Below are 18,018 nucleotides of genomic sequence, written 5' to 3'. Positions count from 1 at the left end.
ACAATGCCAAGGCCGCAACGGGGAAGAGGCTTTTCTGTCCAGATGGCGGGCGCGGTCTGCGACATTCGTCAGCCTAGACGGTGCAGATCGACCGAGGCACCTTTCTTATTCGCCTTATCCAGCATGCTGCCGCAACAAAGGCGTTGACGGTCGATATGACGTGTCGGAATGCAGGTGCAGTTTGTTTAAGGGGAGCGATTGTCGTGCCGATCGAAACTGTAAATATCGCGAATATAGTTCAGTCGGCGGTGGAGAAGGCCTTTAGTGAACGGGGGTTTGTAAATGTGCTCGTCATCGGCAAGACCGGTACGGGCAAGAGCACGCTGGTAAACGCCGTGTTTAACGGGAGGATCGCCGAGACCGGTCAGGGGCGCCCCGTTACCCAGCGTATGAAGCGCTACACCAAAGAAGGCAGCCCGGTATCAATCTATGACACCAAGGGATTAGAAGTCGCCGACTACAAGGGCATTTTGAACGACCTGCGGACGAAGGTGCGCGAAATCAACCGCTCCGACCGTCCGGAGGAGCATATTCACGTCGCGTGGCTGTGCATCGCTGAAGGCGCTCGGCGGATAGAGGCGGCAGAGCTCGAACTTATGAAGGTGCTCGAGGACATTGACGTGCCTGTCGTAGTCGCGATCACCACTGCAGTGTCGGACCAAGGCTTTCAGGCTCAAGTGCGCGAGGCGTTTCATTCGGCGAGTAACGTGGTGCGGGTAAATTCGGAACCGTACGTCATGGACGAGGCGGCGGTGATCCCGGTTAAGGGCCTTGATGTCCTCGTTGACGTGACCATGGAAGTCGTACCCGAAGGGCAAAAAAGCGCTCTAGCGGCCGCGCAGCGGGTTAAAGTCGACCACAAAGTCGCCCGCAGCCACTCCGTAGTTGCGACAGCTGCGGCGTTGGCCATGGGCGCGGGTGGAGTCCCAGTACCGTTTTCAGACGCCGCAGCAATCGTCCCGGTTCAGGTCGGAATGATTGCGTCGATAAGCGCCATCTTCGGGCTGAACGTTACCACCGGATTTCTGACGACGTTAGTTACCTCGTCATTGGGCTCGACCACCGGCACACTCGCTGGCCGTGCTTTGGTGGGCAGTCTTTTGAAGCTAATCCCCGGCGCCGGATCGATAGTCGGCGGAGTTGTTTCAGCGAGCGTTGCGGGTGCGCTGACCACAGCCTTCGGCGAGGCGTACATCGCTGTTCTGAAACAGCTAACAACTGAAAATCCCGACCGAGAACTCAGTGCTCATGAGATCGCGCAGGCGTTGAAGGATCGGCTGACTGTGAGCCGGTCGTAAATGGGTCATGATGACACGAGTGCCTTTAGTCATCATCTCTCCCGAAATGGAATGGAAATAGGCTAAACGAGATTGGCGGCAACTCGCTTTAGGACTTGCTCGTGTACGGTGCTGATATCGTACAAGTACTTGCTACCTTTTGCGACGACCTTCGGCCTTCGGTTGAGATTCGGTCAGCGGGTTTCCTCCCCGACCCGGAATCAGCGTGCGGAAAACTCAACCATCGTCCTGATGGCTTGCCCGTTTTTAGCGCCGCCTCCACCGCAAACGATCCTACTGATGCGCCGGTTTTTGTTTGTGTCGCCCGTCCAGTGCAGCGTGCAGCTGCCGCTACTGGCGGGAATCGGATGAGGTGATCCAGCAATGTAGATCCGCACTGCATCAGCGATCTGTACGGCATGCGCCGCCAAAGCTTGTCCGCCTTCCAGCGGCCCGGCAAAGCTAATGGCGGGCGCAGCATTTGTCTGCTTTATTCCAAACGCTATCAGTAGTCCGTTCTCCGTTCGAGCAATCATTGCGCTGTCGCAGCGCAGGGGCACCTGCCTCGCATTACCCAGCTGGGTCCAAGAGCTAGAACCGCAGTTTCCGTCGACAATGAGCGGCTGGTTGGCGGGCTGCTCCGACCGGCGCTCTAGGCGTTGTTGATTCTCCGCGAGAATGTCGGCGTATGGCCGCCCATCGATCGTGAAGCGGCCTATAAGCTCGCGGCTGCTGATGTCGGTTCCGTCGAGTCTGGCAGGCAGGTCTTCGAGCCGAACATTGTAGCCCCCTTGCAGCGGGGCAATGCGGTAGTAGCATCGCTCGATGCGGACGGTGTAGGCCTTGCCCTGGCGAACCTTAACGAGGCTGAAGCTTGCAGCGCAGATCAAATAGCTCCTGTTGGCAATAGCGACCGAGGGCGATTGCACTTCGCCGAAACGCGCATCTTCGCCGATGATCACCCGGGCGAACGGGTAGCCCTGAGACCACTCGCCGATCGCGTTCACGACCGCCTGACGAATGCGCTGGTCGAGGCAAAGATTTTCGGCATTCGCTGGTGTGATTTCGGGCGGGCCCATTCCGGTTGCTGCCATGGCGAGCACTAGCGTTGAACCAATCATCGCGTGGTTCCTTCTTGGCTCATCGCAACGAGCGGTTGTGGATCGCTATTTCGGTGCCACCGATCATAAGTCCGAATGCAAGCGGGCCTGAGACTCTCCGCATGACAAGCGATGTCCCCGCATCGGTGATGACAGCATCCAACCACGTTGCGAGCGCGATCAGGCCAATGCCCAGTGCCAGGATGACCCACGCCGGTGTAGCGCGCACAAAGTACTGAGGCCTCTCACCCAGCTCGCCCGATCGCCCGAACCGCACAGCCAGTAGTGTGAGCGCCAGAAGTGATGATGCGATCCCATAGCCCCTACCGATTGTGTCGTTCATGACAGCTGCTGCAAGGGTGACAATTAGAAGCGACAGAATGGTGATCGGCATATCCATGTCCCCTGAATCGGGAGGGTTTGCGTGAAGGCGTGGCACTTACGCGCACGCACGGTCACGCCGCTTCCCGACTAGTTGTTATGCGGTGCATAGAGGTCGTCTTCGCTTGGGCTGCCTTGTGCGCTAGGCTTTTCGACAGCCGCAGCGGCAGCCTCTCTGGCATCCTTTGCCGCGTCGTCGGCAGATGTTTTGGCTTGTGCGGCCGCCTCCTCAGCTGACTGCGCATCGCCGAGTGCTTGGTCTGGTGGTGGGCCAGACTCTTCCTTCGCCGCTTCGGGCTGATCATCACGGCTTTGGCTCTGAGGTGGCGCTCCGTTCACCAAAAGCCCATTGCCAATGCTCTGTTTATCGATGGCGATCGTAAAACTTGCATGTTCGGGATCATCGGTGGGTTCGGTGAAGTTGATCGACCACCGCAGGTGCGGCATCGTTATGATGTCTTGCCCAAAGCGCGTCGAGCTTGCGTCGATCTGCATGCTTCCCCCGCATACAACTTGTTGGAGCCGAGTCCCCGTTATCAAGGCCGTTGGGGTATAGGTGCCCACGTCGGAGAAGCGCACGCGTGCGTCCTCGAAGGCCTTAGCGAAATCAATTCCGACCATCGCCGCCCAGAACAGGCGGTTGCCGTCGGCCTGCGATAACATCTGGTTTCGGACCTCCTTGCCGACGACATCCTGAACTTCGGCTCGCTGGCAAGCTTTGGTCGCCTGATCGGTAAACTGCTCGGAGACCGGCCCGCAGCCGGCGAGCAGCATGGACAGCGCCCCGGTCACAATGATGTATCTCATGACGTAGCTCCGGATAGGAATCTGGCGAATCGCACGGTTCAGACGATGCACTGATGAAACGTGACGCCGCTTATGCTGACGACGCCTGGGGACACTTGCTCTACCTGCATGGTGACGTCTGGTGTCGGCTGAAGGTCTTCATCTTTGAGGCCGCCTTTGACGAGTGAACGCACGGTGATAGTGCCGTTTGGCTGATCGAACGCGAACTTGCCGTGGAACTGGACATCGTTGTCGGCATCGATCTTGGAGAACCGGTCGTACTGCGGGTTGTTACCTTGCGCCGCGTTTGGATCCCCGAAGGCCATGACCACAGCGCCGTCCGTCCCGCTACAGAATTCACCGACCATGCCCGATCCGTTGGTCAGGCCCAGTTGCGTGGTGCGGGGACTGCCGGTCACAAACTCCGCCAAGTCGCTGAGCATCTGCTCAGGGGTAGATGGTGCAGCCGCTGCCGAGTTGTCTTCGGCTGATGTCGTGCTCTCTGCGCCGTCCAGCGAAGACGTGCCCGAACTGCACATGCCAAGCGTCAACATGACCGAAAAAGCGACGAGGATGACCTTGCCCATCGGGGGCATGTCTTGCCACCAGCCTCCTAGGCCTGGCCGTAGCGGTTCTGCCGCCTCATCAACTTGCGGGTAGCTTGCTCCGCCTCGCGCATCGTATGTTCCACCCGTGCGATACCGGGATTGCTGTTCCGTGGAAGTCGGCTCCAGTTGCTGTCCTGTCGGAGGCTGTGAAGCGCCACCAATCCGCGAGTTGCGCTGCGCTGCCATAGCCATTCGCTCGAGCGAGGGCATGGCAATCGCTGCCTTGATCGCCCCAACAACGCGCTCGAACGGCTCCAGCTGCTGCTTGCTGAAGAACAGGGTGTTTTCGTCGGAAGGGCTCCCTGCTTTGCGGCCTGAACCGCCGCCTTCGACGGCCAGCACGAGGCGCCCGCGGCTAGCAAAGCCAGGGCGGTGGAATTGCAGCGACTTGATGCTGGAGAGAGGGATGAGCTGCTCAGCAGGCGGTCCGTCGAAGATCAGGCCCGGCTTGCGCCTCGTAATCACGAGATGGTTATCGAACACTTCGATAATGGCATCAGCGCCATAGGCGCGGAGACTAAAACCGCTCATCGCATCAGCCTCCGAGGTTTCGTGGTTGCTGCGGTGCGATGATCAATCGACCGGGAACTGCGGGAGAATAGTCTCAGCACTCGTGCCCCTATCCAGTGTGGAGGCACCCGCCGAAGCCGAGTGTTAGGAACCCTGCGCACGCACAAGGCGCCGCCGCCTTTGGGCGAGCCTTGGACATGCGCGACGGACACCCGGCCGAGAAATCTCGACCGGTGCGCGCGACAAGAGGTTCCTACGCCTCTCCAGCGGGATAGACCGCTGGTAGGCTTGCTATGCGTTGACTGGGCGTCCCGATCAAGGCCTTGCTGCGATTGCGTGACGTGCACCATGACCATCCTCACCAATCTGATGCCAGCATCACCGTGAGAACGCGGTGCGTGACATCAGGGTCTGTGGGATCATCTGAACCGAACTGAAGTTCGGTGTCGTAGTAGTCGATCTTCCAGATCAGATCGTATCCCCACAACGTCAGGTCGCCAAAGTCGCGCTCTCCGTGGGGATTGTTGCTGGCATCGAAGCCGCCGCACTCGGCAAGGGCTTTGGTCAGAACGGTCGCGTCGAAACCGGTGATGCGCGTCAGGTTCGTCGTGATCAGTACGCTGCCGCCTTTCCCGGTCTTGCGGAGTTTGTCGTTGAGCAAGGCAATGGCTTCGGCTCTCGGCACGGTGGTGCCGTTGGTCTTGGGCATAGCGATCGTCCAAAATGCTGCGTAGCCGCCATCACGATCCCGCGATCGATGGTCTGGCGGCATGGCATTCGTTGGAAGTGCGCTTCGTGCAGCTGCGTCTTCAGCTGTGAAGGCAGGCCAGCTGCACGAAGCAGTCGTGTGCTAGTTGCGCTTGGCGGCGCTACGCACCTGCTCGAGCAGCTTGTCGAGCGCTGGCTTGGCAATGATGGCCTGCGCCATTGCTTTGCCGAACGGCTCGACCACCGGCGTCAGGTCATTCTGCTCGAAGGCCTGTGCGAGTAGCTCGCCTGGGATGTGTATGGGCACATACAGAACAAGGTTCTCTTCATCACGAACGAACCCCTGTTTAAGGAGCGTTGCGATGGCTTTGGCATCATCGACCACGGTCTCGGCATAGTCCTGCAACCCGCGGCGAAACTTGAGCTCGATGCAAAGCTGGGTCGGTCCCGCTCTGGTCGCGGCGGCAATCCAGGTGTGCTCGTTCTCCTCCTCGTCGGTGGAGATCTCCGATACCTCCAGCCACATATCGCCGGTCCCAACGCCCCTGACCATTTTCCATTCGGGGCATACCACTTGCGGCGTCCATTCGTTCTCGACGACCTGCCACGGTTCTTTCACGACCTTCTCGATCGCCAGCGCGCCCTCGGTCATCAACCGCTCGCTGAGGTGGTTGGCGGCATGGTAGAAGTCATTTTCGATATGCCCGATGTTCCTGACGACGCGGGCGGCCCATTCTGGGTCGAGCAGATTTGCGATTTTGGTGCGTTGTTCGTGATCCATTGCAGAGTGCCTTTTGCAGAGGTGGAGCCCACAAGGGGGACCTCCTCCGACACGGCGTCGAAATTGCAGGTGGATGTCAGCGAGACGGGGCTAAAGTTCCCCCGGTTCACCGCCGCATACAGTTACCCAGCCGGAAACAACCCGGCTATCCCACTCGTGAACCTCATTTTCGGGATTGCGCCGCTTCCGGAATTGCGTGTGGCAGCGGCATCAGCCCCGCCAGAAATTCCATAGTTCGACGCACTCTTATTGTAGCGGAATCGGCCAAAAATGTCAAAAATGGCCAAACTGAGCGGCGGATAAAAGGTATTTTAATTCAAAAGTTTACGTTTTCTCGGCGGCGTTCTTGGTCTGATTCGCGTCACGAGATGAGCTCTTGCGTGGCGGCAATCGTGGAATTCATTTTTTCGCAAGTTTGGGCGTGCCTATTTGCCTTTTAGTTTTCGCCCGCCGCTTCGCCGGAGCGAATGCGCTGCTCACGAAACTGCCGATCTCGTTCGCTGCCTTCAAGGCCGGATCGGTATCAACATGCGCATACCGCTGCGTGGTCTGAGCCTGCGAATGGCCGAGAAGTCGACCTATGACCGGAAGTGAGGCCCCCTGTGCGACCGCAATGCTGGCAGCCGTATGACGTAGATCATGCAGACGGACACCATCGATCTTCGCGCTCAAGCAAACGCGCTCCCATGGTTTTCGCAGATTGATGTAGGGTTTCTTTGGGTTGGATGCCGAAGGGAATATGAACAGCTTGCTGGCAACTAACGCCTTTTGCCGTTTGAGCACTATCTTGGCCTGCTCGCTCAGATAGACGGGCTTCGCGCCTGTCTTGCTGTCTGGCAGGTTTAACACCCCCTTCTTCAAATCGACCCATTGCCACTTGGCGGTGAGAATTTCGTTGAGCCGGGCACCCGTGAGGAGGAGTAGCTCAATAGCATTCCGTGCCGTCGAGGTGATGGTTCCATCCGCTTCTAGCTTTGGAAGGACGGTGCCGAGCCTCTTCAATTCGGCGTTGGTCAAGAACCTTGTTCTTGCCCGCTCCTCGAACCGAGACACGTATTTGCAGGGGTTGGAGCCCTGCGTCCGCCATTCCCAAGCTTCTGCAAGGGACATCAGCCGGGAAAGCAGAGCGAGCGCTCGATTGGCGCGATACGGTGTGTCGCGGTAAGTTTTGTGGAATCGGTCGATGTCGCTGCGAGCTAGCGTCTCTACCTTTGACGTTCCAAACTTTGGGCTGATGATGTCATTCCAGATGGCGCGGTAGTCGCGTTGCGTAAGCGCCTTTTTCTGGGGCAACTCCTCCGCTTCGAAACGATTCCAAGCATCATTCAGAGTTGGCGCAGCCCGTAAGCTGCTTTTCCTACCCTGCGGATCTCCGCCGCGGGCTATCTCCGCGTGCGCCTGTCGTGCCAGATCACGCGCCTGATCGAGAGTTATTGGTCCGTATGTGCCGATAGTGAGCCAGCGTTGTCTCGCACTCCTGCCGCCACCGTCTGCGCGATACTTCAGAATGAAGCGCTTCGGACCGCTTGGAAGCGCCTTGATGCCGAACCCAGGTACTGCGTCATCCCAGAGATAAGCGGGAGAGTTGCCCACAGCAGTGAGAGCATCAATCTCACGCTTAGTCAGCTTAGCCATCGGACCATCTCAGCAACCACCTAACAACCACGCAGCAGGGCGCGCAGTGCCACTGTATGGCAATTCGAACGTGATGTTGAGACAAAAAATCACGAAAATATAGTAACTTTGAGCACAGAAAGGTACTCAGGGATATTGCCGCTGTACTTGCCAAAAATGACTTTTAATCAGTAGGTCGCTGGTTCGAACCCAGCAGGGCTCACCACACAAATGCTTGAACCTCAGGGCAATTGCCTGGGGCCCAAGCCGGCGGTCGCCCCGCGGCGCTTCACCAGAGCCGGCAAGTGCTCTTGCGGGTTTCGCGTATACCCTTGAAACTATTCGGCATGTTCCTGCGAATGGGATTGAACCTTGTTCGATCCTGTGGAGCATCATGACCCAATTCCCCCTTTCGCGCCGATCCGCGCTCCAGCTTGCCAGTGCGGCGCTGGTGCCTGCCCTTTCCAGTCCGGCCGAGGCTGGATCGGGTTCTATCCGGGCGCTGGCTTTTGATGGATTTACCATCTTCGATGTGCGTGCGGTCGCTGCTGCGGTGGTCTCGCGGTTTCCCGAAAAGGGTGCCGCGCTGGCAACCGCGTGGATGAACAAGCTCTTCGCGCTGTCGTGGCTGGAGACCTCGGCTGGGCGCTACAGCGGGTTCGAGGCGGTTGCCGATGCCGCGCTGGCGTTCAGTGCGGCGTCTTTGCATCTGAGCGTGACCGAAGCGGAGCGACGCGATCTGGTAACGGTGTTTGCGCAGCTGCCACTCTGGCCCGATGCCCGGCCTGTGCTTGAGACGATGCGGCGGGCAGGTTTGCGGCTGGCATTCCTCTCGAATCTGAGCGCGCCGATGCTGCAGGCCGCCATGCGGGCGAACCATCTCGATGATCTGATGGAACCGCCGCTGTCGACCGACCGGGTGCACGCATTCAAACCGTCGCCCCGCGCTTATGCAATGGGGCCGGATGCCTTCGGCTTGCCGCGCGAGGCGATCGGCTTCGTGGCATTTGGCGGCTGGGATGCGCTCGGGGCTACCTGGTTCGGCTATCGTACCGCATGGATCAACCGGCTGGGTGTTCCGGCCGAACCACTCCCCCCGGCTCCGGCGTTGACCGCGCCGGATCTCAGCGCCGCGCTCAGGCTGGCAGGCATCTAGCGCGCCGCAGTCTGCTGGCCATGCCTCTCAAGCCAATATGCTGCGCCAAATCATGATGATCTATTCCGCTTGGGCATAGGGCAAATCGCGACGGGAAATCTGCCGGAATGCGGCATCGCGGGCCATCAAGGGGGCACGGCAACCACGCCGCCCTCTTGAAGGAGCCTGACGATGACCGCTTTCACTGTCCCCACCCGCGATACCGTTTCGGCTGGCAACCAGAGCCTGTTCGATGGCCTGAAGGGCCAGCTCGGCTTTGTGCCCAATCTCTATGCCACCCTCGCGCATTCGAACAACGCGCTGGGCACCTATCTTGCGCTGCAGTCGGCCAAGTCGTCGCTCAATGCCAAGGCCCGCGAAGTGGTCAACCTCGTCGTCAGCCAGGTCAACGACTGCGCCTATTGCCTCGCTGCGCACACTGCGCTGGGCAAGCTGAACGGCTTCTCCGATGCGCAGATCCTCGAAATCCGCGCCGGCAGCCTCGCTGCGGACGTTAAGCTCGATGCGCTGGCCCGGCTGACCCGCTCGATCGCAGTGAACCGCGGGCAGGCCGATGAAGCCCTCGTCGATGCGTTCTTCGGCGCCGGATGGACCGCGGAAAACCTCGTCGATGTCATCGTCACCATCGGTGACAAGATGATCACCAACTACCTCCACGCCGTGACCAAGGTCCCCGTCGATTTCCCGGCAGCCCCTGCGCTCGAAACCCACCTCGCCGCGTGAGCCGCGCCTTCTGAACGGGTTTCGCCCGCTCGCAGCCGCAAAAGGATGAGTCCATGACCGAAGATCCCCTGTTCCAGCCCATTCGCTATGGCGCGATCGAGGCTGCCAACCGCATCGTGATGGCCCCGCTCACGCGCACCCGCGCCAATGCGGATGAAGCCCCGCACGAACTTCAGCAGATCTACTATGCGCAGCGTGCCAGCGCCGGGCTGATCGTTTCGGAGGCAACGCATATCTCGCCGCAGGGCAAGGGCTATGCGAACGCGCCGGGCATCTACAGCGAGCGTCAGGTCGAAGGCTGGCGCGAGGTGGCGGATGCGGTCCACGCTGCGGGCGGGCGCATGATGCTGCAGCTCTGGCATGTCGGCCGGCTGTCGCACCCCTCGCTCCAGCCCGGCGGCGCGCTGCCCGTCGCGCCCAGCGCCATCGGCCTTGAGGGCCATGCCCACACCTATGAAGGCCCGCAGCCTTTCGTGGTGCCCCGCGCGCTTGAGCTCGCCGAAATTCCGGGCATCATCGAGGACTACCGCCGCGCCGCGATCAACGCCAAGGCCGCCGGTTTCGATGGCGTAGAGATCCACAGCGCCAACGCCTACCTGCTCGACCAGTTCCTGCGCGATGGCACCAATCACCGCACCGATGCCTATGGCGGCAGCATCGAAAACCGCGCCCGCTTGACGCTCGAGGTAACCGATGCGGTCGTCGGCGTGTGGGGTGCAGACCGCGTCGGCATTCGCCTCTCGCCCTCGCTCACCATCAACGGCATGAGCGACAGCAATCCCGCCGCCGTCTTCGGCTATGTGGCGCAGCAACTCGGCAAGCGCGGCCTTGCCTATCTCCACTGCGTCGAACCGAGCGATCCGCGCGGCGATCCCTTCCAGCGGATTGTCGATCCGCAGCTCGTCCGCAAGGCGTTCGGCGGCAACTACATCGCCAACGGCAGCTACACCGGTGAGCGTGCCCGTGAAGCGCTTACCGCAGGCGAGATCGATGCCGCTTCCTTCGGGCGCCTGTTCATCGCCAATCCCGATTTGCCGCGCCGCTTGGCGGAAGGCCTGCCGATGAACCCGCTCAACGCCGCGCGCATCTATGGCGGCGGGGCCGATGGCTACACCGATTACCCGTTTGCCGCCACCGCACGCGCAGCCTGAACCGGGCGCAACCCCTGCCTGCCTGGCGGGGGTTGCACCGGCATATCCGTTTCAGCCCCATCCGTTCTGGACAAGGCTGGCGCCTGCCAATACCGCTGTGGCGGACATGCCAGAGCCGCACTTTTGCGGCCCGGCAGAGGTTGAGAACCACACACGCATGGCAAGCGATGCATTGATGAAGACCCGGTTTGATTGGGCGATGGAGCACCGGTCGGCAGAGCGTTTGCAGGCCGTGCTGCGCGATAAGGGTGCGCTGGTCTATGGCGCGGGCGGCTATGGCAGGCAGGTCGCCGCCAGCCTTGCCGCGCAGGGTTACCCGGTGCAGGGCTTCATCGATGGCGCGGCGCGCCCGGGGCAGGAAATCGATGGCCTGCCCGTGTTCGAACGCGCGGCGGTCGATCCGCAGCGGGCCGGTGATGCCGTGCTCGTCATGGCGATCAACAATTTCCGCACCCCGATCGATGAAGTCGCCGCTTGGGCGCGCAGCAGCGGCTTTGCCGAAACGGTGTTCGTGCCCGAACTGCCCGATGTCGTTGATCCCGCGCTCGGCAACTACTGGCAGGCGAGCCGGACCTTGCCGGTCGATCAGGCCGAAGCGATAGCGCGGGTCCGCGCCCTGCTTGTCGATGATGCCTCGCGCGCGGTGCTGGATGGGCTGGTGGCCTATCGCATCAGCGGGCAGCCGGAAGATCACCCGGTGGTCGATCGCGATCGGCAGTATTTCCCCGCAGACCTGCCCATCGGCAAGGATGCGATTGCCGTCATCGATGGCGGTGCCTTCCCCGGCGATCTGCTGGAAACCGCCACCAAGGCCGCCGTGCGCCTCGAAAAGTGGTACGCGTTCGAGCCTGACCGCGCGAATTTCCGCCACCTCGGCGCCTTCGTGAAATCACGCGCCGGCGATCTGGGGGAGGCGGTGCTGTTTCCTTGCGGTGTCGGCGCGGAAACCGGCGTGATTACCTTCGCGGCCGGCAATGCCGATGCCTCGCGCGCGGTGGATCCTGCGGCGCACACCGATGTCGAGATCGTGCCGGTAGTGCGTGTGGACGATGTGCTGACGCTCGAACGGCTGGACATGGTCAAGCTCGATATCGAAGGCTTCGAGGCTGGTGCGCTCGATGGCATGGCGGGTCTGCTCTGCCAGCATCGTCCGCGCATCGCCATCGCGGTCTATCACAAGCCTAGCGACCTGTGGGAACTGCCGCTCAAGATCGACGGCATGATCCCCGGTGGCCGTTATGCCCTGCGCCAGCACGGCTACAATGGCTATGACACGGTGCTCTACGTCGATTGGAACTGAAGCGAGGCCGCTTCAGCCGCGCTTGTAGAATGAGGCTGGCAGCAGCCGCGCATCGCGCCGGAAACGCCGCCGCTCGCCAAGGCCGTCCTGCCGCATGTCTCGCCAGACTTCGCTGATGGTGCAGCACGACATCGCGATGGCGATGCCGATGAGGATGCCCGGCCGCAGGAACATGCCGAGGCCCACGCCCATATTGATCTCCACCGCGCGCCCGGCGAGGTAACTGTCGCGCACGAATGGAGGCACGGAGCCGATGATGATGTCTCCCGGCAGGCACAGGACGTAGCACAGGACAATCGCGATCGGCCGGGCAACCCCACGCCACGGCTCCATGAACACCAGCAGGATCACCAGGATCTGGGTATAGCCGCCCGCTTCTGAACTGATCAGCGCCATGGCCGTGCCGAGGAACACCGCGCGGCTGGATGAGACGGCTTCTGGGCGCAGCCATACGGCGATCGCGGCCAGCAGGATCGAGATCTGGCCAGCCGGCACCAGCACGCTGATGAGCCTCAGCCCGATCTCGGCCGTTTCGCTGCCGACGATGGTCGTCACCGGAAAGACGCTGCCCTTGAGCAGCGAGACCAGCGGCGCATAAGTGATCGAGTACCAGATATCGAGCACCTGACCCGCCTCGAAGCCGGACGAATAGCGCGTGATGTTCTGGATCACCTGCACCGGCGTGCCTGTGCCGAGCAGGAAATAAGAGGCGGTGTAGACCAGCACGGTCGCTATGAGGGCGCCTTCCACCCAGCGCCAGCGGCGTTTGAGCAGCAGGGCGAACACCGCTCCGAGCAGGTAGACCTTGAAGTTGATGGCAAGCCCGGCAGCCACCCAGCGCAGCCGTGCCGAATGCAGCAAGGGGCCGAAGGCAAGCAGAAAGCAGGTGAACGTCAGCAGCAGGATGTTTCCCCGCTCCAGCGCGAACAGCATCGGCATGCCCAGCGCAAGGGCCACCGTGCGGGGCAGCGCTGTCTTGCGGTCGATCTTGCGGAAGGTGCGCGCGATCAGCACGATGTTGATCGCGAAAATCACATGGATCGCCACGATGCCAAGCCAATCGCAATCGCGGATCGTCAGCATGTCGCTGGTCACTGCGCTGCGCCCGTAGCACGAATCGATGCCCAGCAGCCGGATGACGACAAACGACAGCGGCGGGTAGATCGTGCCCCACACGTCATATGTGCCCGGATCCCGGGCCCAGTAGGCCGTGTTGAACCAGTCCATCCAGGTGTCGGATGGTTCGTAGAAGAACGGTTGCGGCAGGTAGCCGTACTGGTGGAAATTCCACGCCGCCCGCGCGATCAGCGCCACGACCGCCAGCGCGAAGGCGATCTCCACCCGTTTGCCCCAAGCCGCAGCCGGGCGGGTGCTCATGCCGCGCGCGTCCTGAAGACCAACCGCTTCAGCACCACGAAATTGATCGTCGATACGAGCAGCGCGGTGCCGATCCCGGCAATGTAGGGCGATGCGATGAAGCGCGAGAGGCCGTAGAGCACGACGAGGTTGAGCAGATAGGCGCCGACGTAGGACATGGCGAAGCGCAGCTTGGCGGGCTTGGCCCCGGCGAAGACATGGCGCGAATAGGTCATGTAGTTGAATGTGCTGCCAAGCACGTGGGCCACCGCTTGCGCCGCGAAGAGGTTCATCCCCAGCCAGACGAGCAGCGAATAGAGCGAGATGCCGAACGCGGTGTTGATGATCGCGGCCTGATAGAAGCGCACGATCTGCCGCAGATGCTCCCAGCCGGGCACCCGCGCGGCGAGGCTATCGAGCGTTCGCGCCAGAAAGCCGCTGCCGCCCGCCATCAGGGGCGGCCGGCGTCGACGTAGGCATCGGCGAAGTTGATCCGCTCGCGTTCGATCACCAGTGGCGTGCGCCGGGTGCGTTCCGAAACGATGCGGACATTGTCGCCCAGCAGGCCGAGGAAGCCGAACAGCAGCGCAAACTGGAACTGGACCACCGACGCGATCAGCCACCCGGCGATCGGGCGCCCGCCAAAGAAGGCAATCAGCCCGCCCAGCAGCATCAGGAAGGTCATCACGATGCCGAAAGCGCCGATGTACATCGGCACGCGCAGCAGTTTCTTCGATGAACCCGCCAGCGCCGACATGGCAAAATCGAACAGGGCGAAGAAATTGTTCTTCGATGCCCCCGCCGCACGGGGTGGGCGGGCATAGGGGATCGTCTCCAGCTTGAAGCCGGTCTCGACCAGCATGCCGCGAAAGAATGGCTCGGGCTCGGCAAGGGTGCGCGTCGCGTCCACCACGCGCATGTCATAAAGCCCGAACCCGGTCGCCTGCGGAACGATCGGATAGTCGCCGAAATTCTTGGCCAGCGCGTACGACATCTTGCGCAGCGCGCCGTGGATGGCGCCGACTTTCTCCACCTCGCGCACGCCGAGGACGATGTCGGTTCCGGCCCGCCAGCGTTCGATGAACTGCGGGATCATCTGCGGCGGGTCCTGGAAATCGGCGCAAAGGCCGATCACCGCGCGCCCGGTGGCCTGATAGATCGCGTGGGTCGGCGATCGCATCTGGCCGAAATTGCGACTGTTGACGATCAGCTTGACGCGCGGGTCCGCCGCGCAGAGCCGCTTGATGATCGCCACCGTCGCATCGGCGGAATCATTGTCGATGAATATGATCTCGAAGCTGACGCCCACCGCCTCGAGTTCGCGCGTGGCGGCCCGGCAGATCGCCTCGGCGTTCTCTTCCTCGTTGTAGCACGGGATGATGACCGAAATGTCGGGCCTCACGGCAGGAGACATCGGGGCATTCACGCTTTCTTCTCCGGTTCGAGCGGAGGCCGCAGTTCATAGAACTCGATCGCCCCGGCAAGCAGCAGGATGAGCACCGCAAGGACCACGAAGGGCAGGTTATACTGCCGTTCGCTGTCGATGTAGGCCGGCTCGAGGATACGCACGTTGGCGGTCGAGGTGAGATCCTCGACCGAGGTGCCCTGCAGGTAGCGCTTGTAGTTATCATACAGCGCTTGCGCGAGATCGAGATCGCGGCGCAGGCGATCCACTTCTGTGGACTCGCGAACGACCCGGCCGACCGAGTTGTCGTCACCCGGCGCGATCGAACGGATCTTGGCAAGCTGCTGCTGCAGCGCGTCGATCTCGGCGAGGACTTGCCGCACGTTCATGTTGTCGTCGGTGTAGAACTGGCGAGCCGCCGCCAGCTGGATGCGCTTCGACTTGATCTCGTCCTCAAGCTTGGGGACGCGGTCGCCGACAGCCAAGATCGCGGCTTGCGGCGAGCTGTAGCGGGTGCGCAGGCGGAAGGTGTCGTACGCTTCCTGCGCCTTGCTCAGGCGCTTGCTGGACTGCTCGACAAGGTCGAGCAGAATGTCGCGCTTGTAGGCGGTCTGCGTACGCGAAATCGTGGCGAGCTGCTCGCGCACGGCCGAGGCGTAGGCATCGACCACCCGCCGTGCCAGCGCGCCATCGGGCAACGTCAGCTCGAACTCGATGATGCCGCCGCGCAAGGCGTGAACGTCCACCTTGCGATCAAGCCAGCGCAGCGTATCAACCCGCTGCTTGCCGAGATAGTCGTCGAGCTTCACTCGGTCGGCGACCTTCGAGCGCACATAGTCGCTCCGCGCGATGCGCAGGCTGACCTCGACCGCGGCCTGATTGCCGAACACGCTCTGCACCGCGCCAAGCTGGCCCAGCGTGCCGGAAAGGCCCAAGCTGGCCGGATCGGTCGGGGTCAGGGTGACGGCTGCCCGGTGCTTCTCCGGAAAGAGCGCGAGCAGCACGGCGATGATGAACGCGCCGCCGAGGATCGCACGGCGCAGCCCCGGCCGCGCGAACGGACCGAAACCGGCAACCACGCCGATCAGGCTGCGATGGCGGCGGCTCACCTGAGCGCCGCCACGGCTGCGGCGCCAAGGCCAAGCTGGAAGATCACCTGGCTGATCCCCGTCAGCTTCTCTAGCAGCGAGCTGGACTGTGTCTTGACCGGCACGAACACCACGTCGCCCGGCTGCATGCGAGCGTTCATCGCGCCGCGCCGGCGGGTCAGCACCTCACCGCTGGCGCGCACGAGGAACAGCGAACCCCTGTCACCCGCGCGCTGCACGCCGCCAGCCTTCTCGATGATATCCCTGACCCGAGGCGGATTGGCGCGGTCGAGCAGGAACGAGGCCGGGCGATAGACCGAGCCGAACACGCCGACCGTCGCCACCACCGGCGGGATGGTCAGCTGGTCGTTGTTTTCCAGCAGGAGATCGCCGGGCAGCGCTGTGGCGCCGTAGGGGATCGGCAGCACCAATCGCCCATCCGGCTCGCTCGCCCGCAAGCGTTCGAGGATCCGCCGGCCAGCTGCCAGCTGATCGGCGCGGTTGGCGGAGGTTGCGATTGCACTGTTGTTGAGGGGTGCCGTGGTCAGCGAGATCTCGAACTGGTCGATCGCTTCCTTGAGCGACACGCGCTGCTGCGCGGCAACGCTCGCGCGGGTCAGCTTGGTGCCATAGACATAGGCGCGCGGCGTCAGGCCGCCCGCCATTTCGACCACCGTCGCCAGCGGGGTATTGGGCGCGACGTAGTAGTTGCCCGGGCGGTTCACTTCGCCTTCGATACGCACGATCACCTGCTGGCGCTCGAGCGGCATGACCAGCGACCCCTGCGAAAGGACCTGCAACACGTCACCCGGGTCGACGGCAAAACCTGTCGTGTCCGACCGCGCAATTTCCCGGCTGCCCAGCGTCTGCTTGTCGGACAGGCGGTAGAGGATCACGCGCGAGGCATCGCCCAGCACGTTCGCGCCGCCCGCATAGCGCAAGGCATCGGCGATGCTCTCGCCCGGCTTTAGCTCGTAGATGGCCTCTTCGTTGACGCTGCCGATGACCGCGGCCTGCGTGCCGACCGGCGGGATGAACAGCACGTCTTCGTTCTGCAGGATCGGATCGCGTGAGCGGTCGCCGCTGCGGATCAGCGCATAGAGATCGTAATCAGCGACCACGCGGCCATTGCGGATGACCTGCACCGAACGGAAACTGCCCCCGGCATTGGGCCCACCCGCTGCGAGCACGGCATTGACCAGCGTCGAGAGACTGTTGAGCGAGTAGGCGCCGGGGTTGTTGGCAAATCCGGTGACATAGACCCGCAGGCCGCGCAGCTTGGAGATGGTCACGCTGACATCATAGCCGCGATACTGGCGGCCGATCGCTGCGGAAATCCGGTCGCGCACATCGCGGTAGCGCACGCCGGCCAGTTGCACGGGGCCGACCTTGGGAATGGTGATCCGGCCATCGGTATCGACCACAAAGTTCGCGCTGCCCTCGATCGATCCGGTCAGCGAGACGGAGATCGTGTCCCCGACATTGACAGGATAGTCGGGCGGAATGGTCGCCTGCGCGGGGACCGCGAAATCGCGGGCGGCCTCGGTCAGCAGATTGGCGCCGAAGCGCGGCACCTTGTGGCCAACAGCGGCCTCAATATAGCGCTCGTACTCGCCCGGCTTTGCGGGCTTGGCCATCACCTTGCCCTCGCTCTGGAGCGTGCGCTTGCTGTCGTCCCGGCTGGAGTTGCCGTTCTGCTCCTGATCCTGCTGGTTGCCGCTATTGATGCTGTCGGAGCGATAGGGCTCGTAGGATTGGCCCTGATTGCCGCCATTGTTGCTGTTGTTGCCGTTGTTGTTCTGGCGCGGATCCTCGGTCTGGCTCGGCTGGCTGTTGGCCAGCGGCGATCCGCTCGGGATGGAGTTCTGCGCAAGCGCGGGCTGCTGCACGGCGGCGATCCCGGCAAGGCACGCAAGCGCGAGCCGCTTCAGCAACGCCGGTCTTGCCGATGCGGCCATGGACATACCGATCCGCGCGGTCTTCATGGTCTTGTCCTGACGATCATTGGCTGGCTCGATTCAACAGATTGCGGCATTGCTACAGGACAGCCTGCAGCCTTGGAAGGGGTGGGCAT

Annotated in this window: 17 protein-coding genes; 5 read left to right on the top strand and 12 right to left on the bottom strand. The window is 62.1% G+C overall.

Annotated features, from left to right (window positions below; genetic code table 11):
* Positions 1–203 precede the first annotated feature (203 nt).
* The gene (locus tag NSE01_RS17915) at positions 204–1,298 is read left to right on the top strand and encodes a YcjF family protein (protein WP_170233901.1); all 1,095 of its coding nucleotides are present in this window, start codon (positions 204–206) and stop codon (positions 1,296–1,298) included.
* Positions 1,299–1,498: 200 nt separating this feature from the next.
* Here NSE01_RS17915 and NSE01_RS17910 read toward each other — a convergent pair whose 3' ends face one another.
* The 7 genes from NSE01_RS17910 to NSE01_RS17880 form a co-directional block, all read right to left on the bottom strand.
* Positions 1,499–2,398 (bottom strand): hypothetical protein, encoded by a 900-nt coding sequence (locus tag NSE01_RS17910; RefSeq protein WP_147161025.1) that lies wholly within the window; start codon positions 2,396–2,398, stop codon positions 1,499–1,501.
* Positions 2,399–2,417: 19 nt separating this feature from the next.
* Positions 2,418–2,771: a hypothetical protein gene (locus tag NSE01_RS17905; protein WP_147161023.1), complete on the bottom strand. Its 354-nt coding sequence runs from the start codon at positions 2,769–2,771 to the stop codon at positions 2,418–2,420.
* Positions 2,772–2,848: 77 nt separating this feature from the next.
* Positions 2,849–3,565, bottom strand: coding sequence for a hypothetical protein (locus tag NSE01_RS17900; protein WP_147161021.1), 717 nt, complete (start codon positions 3,563–3,565; stop codon positions 2,849–2,851).
* A 38-nt stretch (positions 3,566–3,603) separates the two neighbouring features.
* Positions 3,604–4,683 carry a hypothetical protein gene (locus NSE01_RS17895; RefSeq protein WP_147161020.1) on the bottom strand — a complete coding sequence of 360 codons (1,080 nt, stop codon included), beginning with the start codon at positions 4,681–4,683 and terminating at the stop codon, positions 3,604–3,606.
* Positions 4,684–5,020: 337 nt separating this feature from the next.
* Positions 5,021–5,371 carry a DUF3768 domain-containing protein gene (locus NSE01_RS17890; RefSeq protein WP_170233900.1) on the bottom strand — a complete coding sequence of 117 codons (351 nt, stop codon included), beginning with the start codon at positions 5,369–5,371 and terminating at the stop codon, positions 5,021–5,023.
* 141 nt (positions 5,372–5,512) lie between these two features.
* Positions 5,513–6,151, bottom strand: coding sequence for a hypothetical protein (locus tag NSE01_RS17885; protein ID WP_147161017.1), 639 nt, complete (start codon positions 6,149–6,151; stop codon positions 5,513–5,515).
* A gap of 399 nt (positions 6,152–6,550) precedes the next feature.
* A complete protein-coding gene (locus NSE01_RS17880; RefSeq protein ID WP_147161015.1) occupies positions 6,551–7,786 on the bottom strand; it encodes a tyrosine-type recombinase/integrase in 1,236 nt (411 codons plus the stop codon).
* Between the two features lie 373 nt (positions 7,787–8,159).
* Between NSE01_RS17880 and NSE01_RS17875 the strand changes: the two genes are divergently transcribed.
* From NSE01_RS17875 to NSE01_RS17860, 4 genes are all read left to right on the top strand, one after another.
* Positions 8,160–8,921 carry a haloacid dehalogenase type II gene (locus tag NSE01_RS17875; RefSeq protein WP_147161014.1) on the top strand — a complete coding sequence of 254 codons (762 nt, stop codon included), beginning with the start codon at positions 8,160–8,162 and terminating at the stop codon, positions 8,919–8,921.
* A gap of 171 nt (positions 8,922–9,092) precedes the next feature.
* Positions 9,093–9,644 (top strand): carboxymuconolactone decarboxylase family protein, encoded by a 552-nt coding sequence (locus NSE01_RS17870; RefSeq protein ID WP_147161012.1) that lies wholly within the window; start codon positions 9,093–9,095, stop codon positions 9,642–9,644.
* Positions 9,645–9,697: 53 nt separating this feature from the next.
* Positions 9,698–10,795 carry an alkene reductase gene (locus tag NSE01_RS17865; protein ID WP_147161011.1) on the top strand — a complete coding sequence of 366 codons (1,098 nt, stop codon included), beginning with the start codon at positions 9,698–9,700 and terminating at the stop codon, positions 10,793–10,795.
* 175 nt (positions 10,796–10,970) lie between these two features.
* Complete coding sequence (locus NSE01_RS17860) at positions 10,971–12,095, top strand: FkbM family methyltransferase (protein WP_170233899.1); 1,125 nt, start codon at positions 10,971–10,973, stop codon at positions 12,093–12,095.
* A 12-nt stretch (positions 12,096–12,107) separates the two neighbouring features.
* On the opposite strand, the gene NSE01_RS17855 is transcribed toward NSE01_RS17860, so the two are convergent.
* From NSE01_RS17855 to NSE01_RS17835, 5 genes are read right to left on the bottom strand one after another with little or no spacing between them, the layout of a single operon-like run.
* Positions 12,108–13,472: a glycosyltransferase 87 family protein gene (locus NSE01_RS17855; protein ID WP_147161008.1), complete on the bottom strand. Its 1,365-nt coding sequence runs from the start codon at positions 13,470–13,472 to the stop codon at positions 12,108–12,110.
* On the bottom strand, positions 13,469–13,903 hold the full coding sequence (locus tag NSE01_RS17850; RefSeq protein ID WP_147161007.1) for a GtrA family protein: 435 nt from the start codon (positions 13,901–13,903) through the stop codon (positions 13,469–13,471). Before NSE01_RS17850 ends, NSE01_RS17855 begins: the two co-directional genes overlap by 4 nt.
* Positions 13,903–14,865 (bottom strand): glycosyltransferase family 2 protein, encoded by a 963-nt coding sequence (locus tag NSE01_RS17845; RefSeq protein ID WP_147161005.1) that lies wholly within the window; start codon positions 14,863–14,865, stop codon positions 13,903–13,905. Before NSE01_RS17845 ends, NSE01_RS17850 begins: the two co-directional genes overlap by 1 nt.
* An 8-nt stretch (positions 14,866–14,873) precedes the next feature.
* Positions 14,874–15,965: a GumC domain-containing protein gene (locus tag NSE01_RS17840; protein ID WP_147161004.1), complete on the bottom strand. Its 1,092-nt coding sequence runs from the start codon at positions 15,963–15,965 to the stop codon at positions 14,874–14,876.
* Complete coding sequence (locus tag NSE01_RS17835; RefSeq protein WP_147161003.1) at positions 15,962–17,929, bottom strand: SLBB domain-containing protein; 1,968 nt, start codon at positions 17,927–17,929, stop codon at positions 15,962–15,964. The genes NSE01_RS17840 and NSE01_RS17835 overlap by 4 nt, the downstream gene beginning before the upstream one ends.
* Positions 17,930–18,018: the final 89 nt, after the last annotated feature.

Origin of the sequence: Novosphingobium sediminis (assembly GCF_007991615.1) — a bacterium.
GTDB classification, from domain to species: domain Bacteria; phylum Pseudomonadota; class Alphaproteobacteria; order Sphingomonadales; family Sphingomonadaceae; genus Novosphingobium; species Novosphingobium sediminis.
Note: the sequence above shows the minus strand (reverse complement) of the source record. Positions and strands in the feature narration are given on the sequence as shown.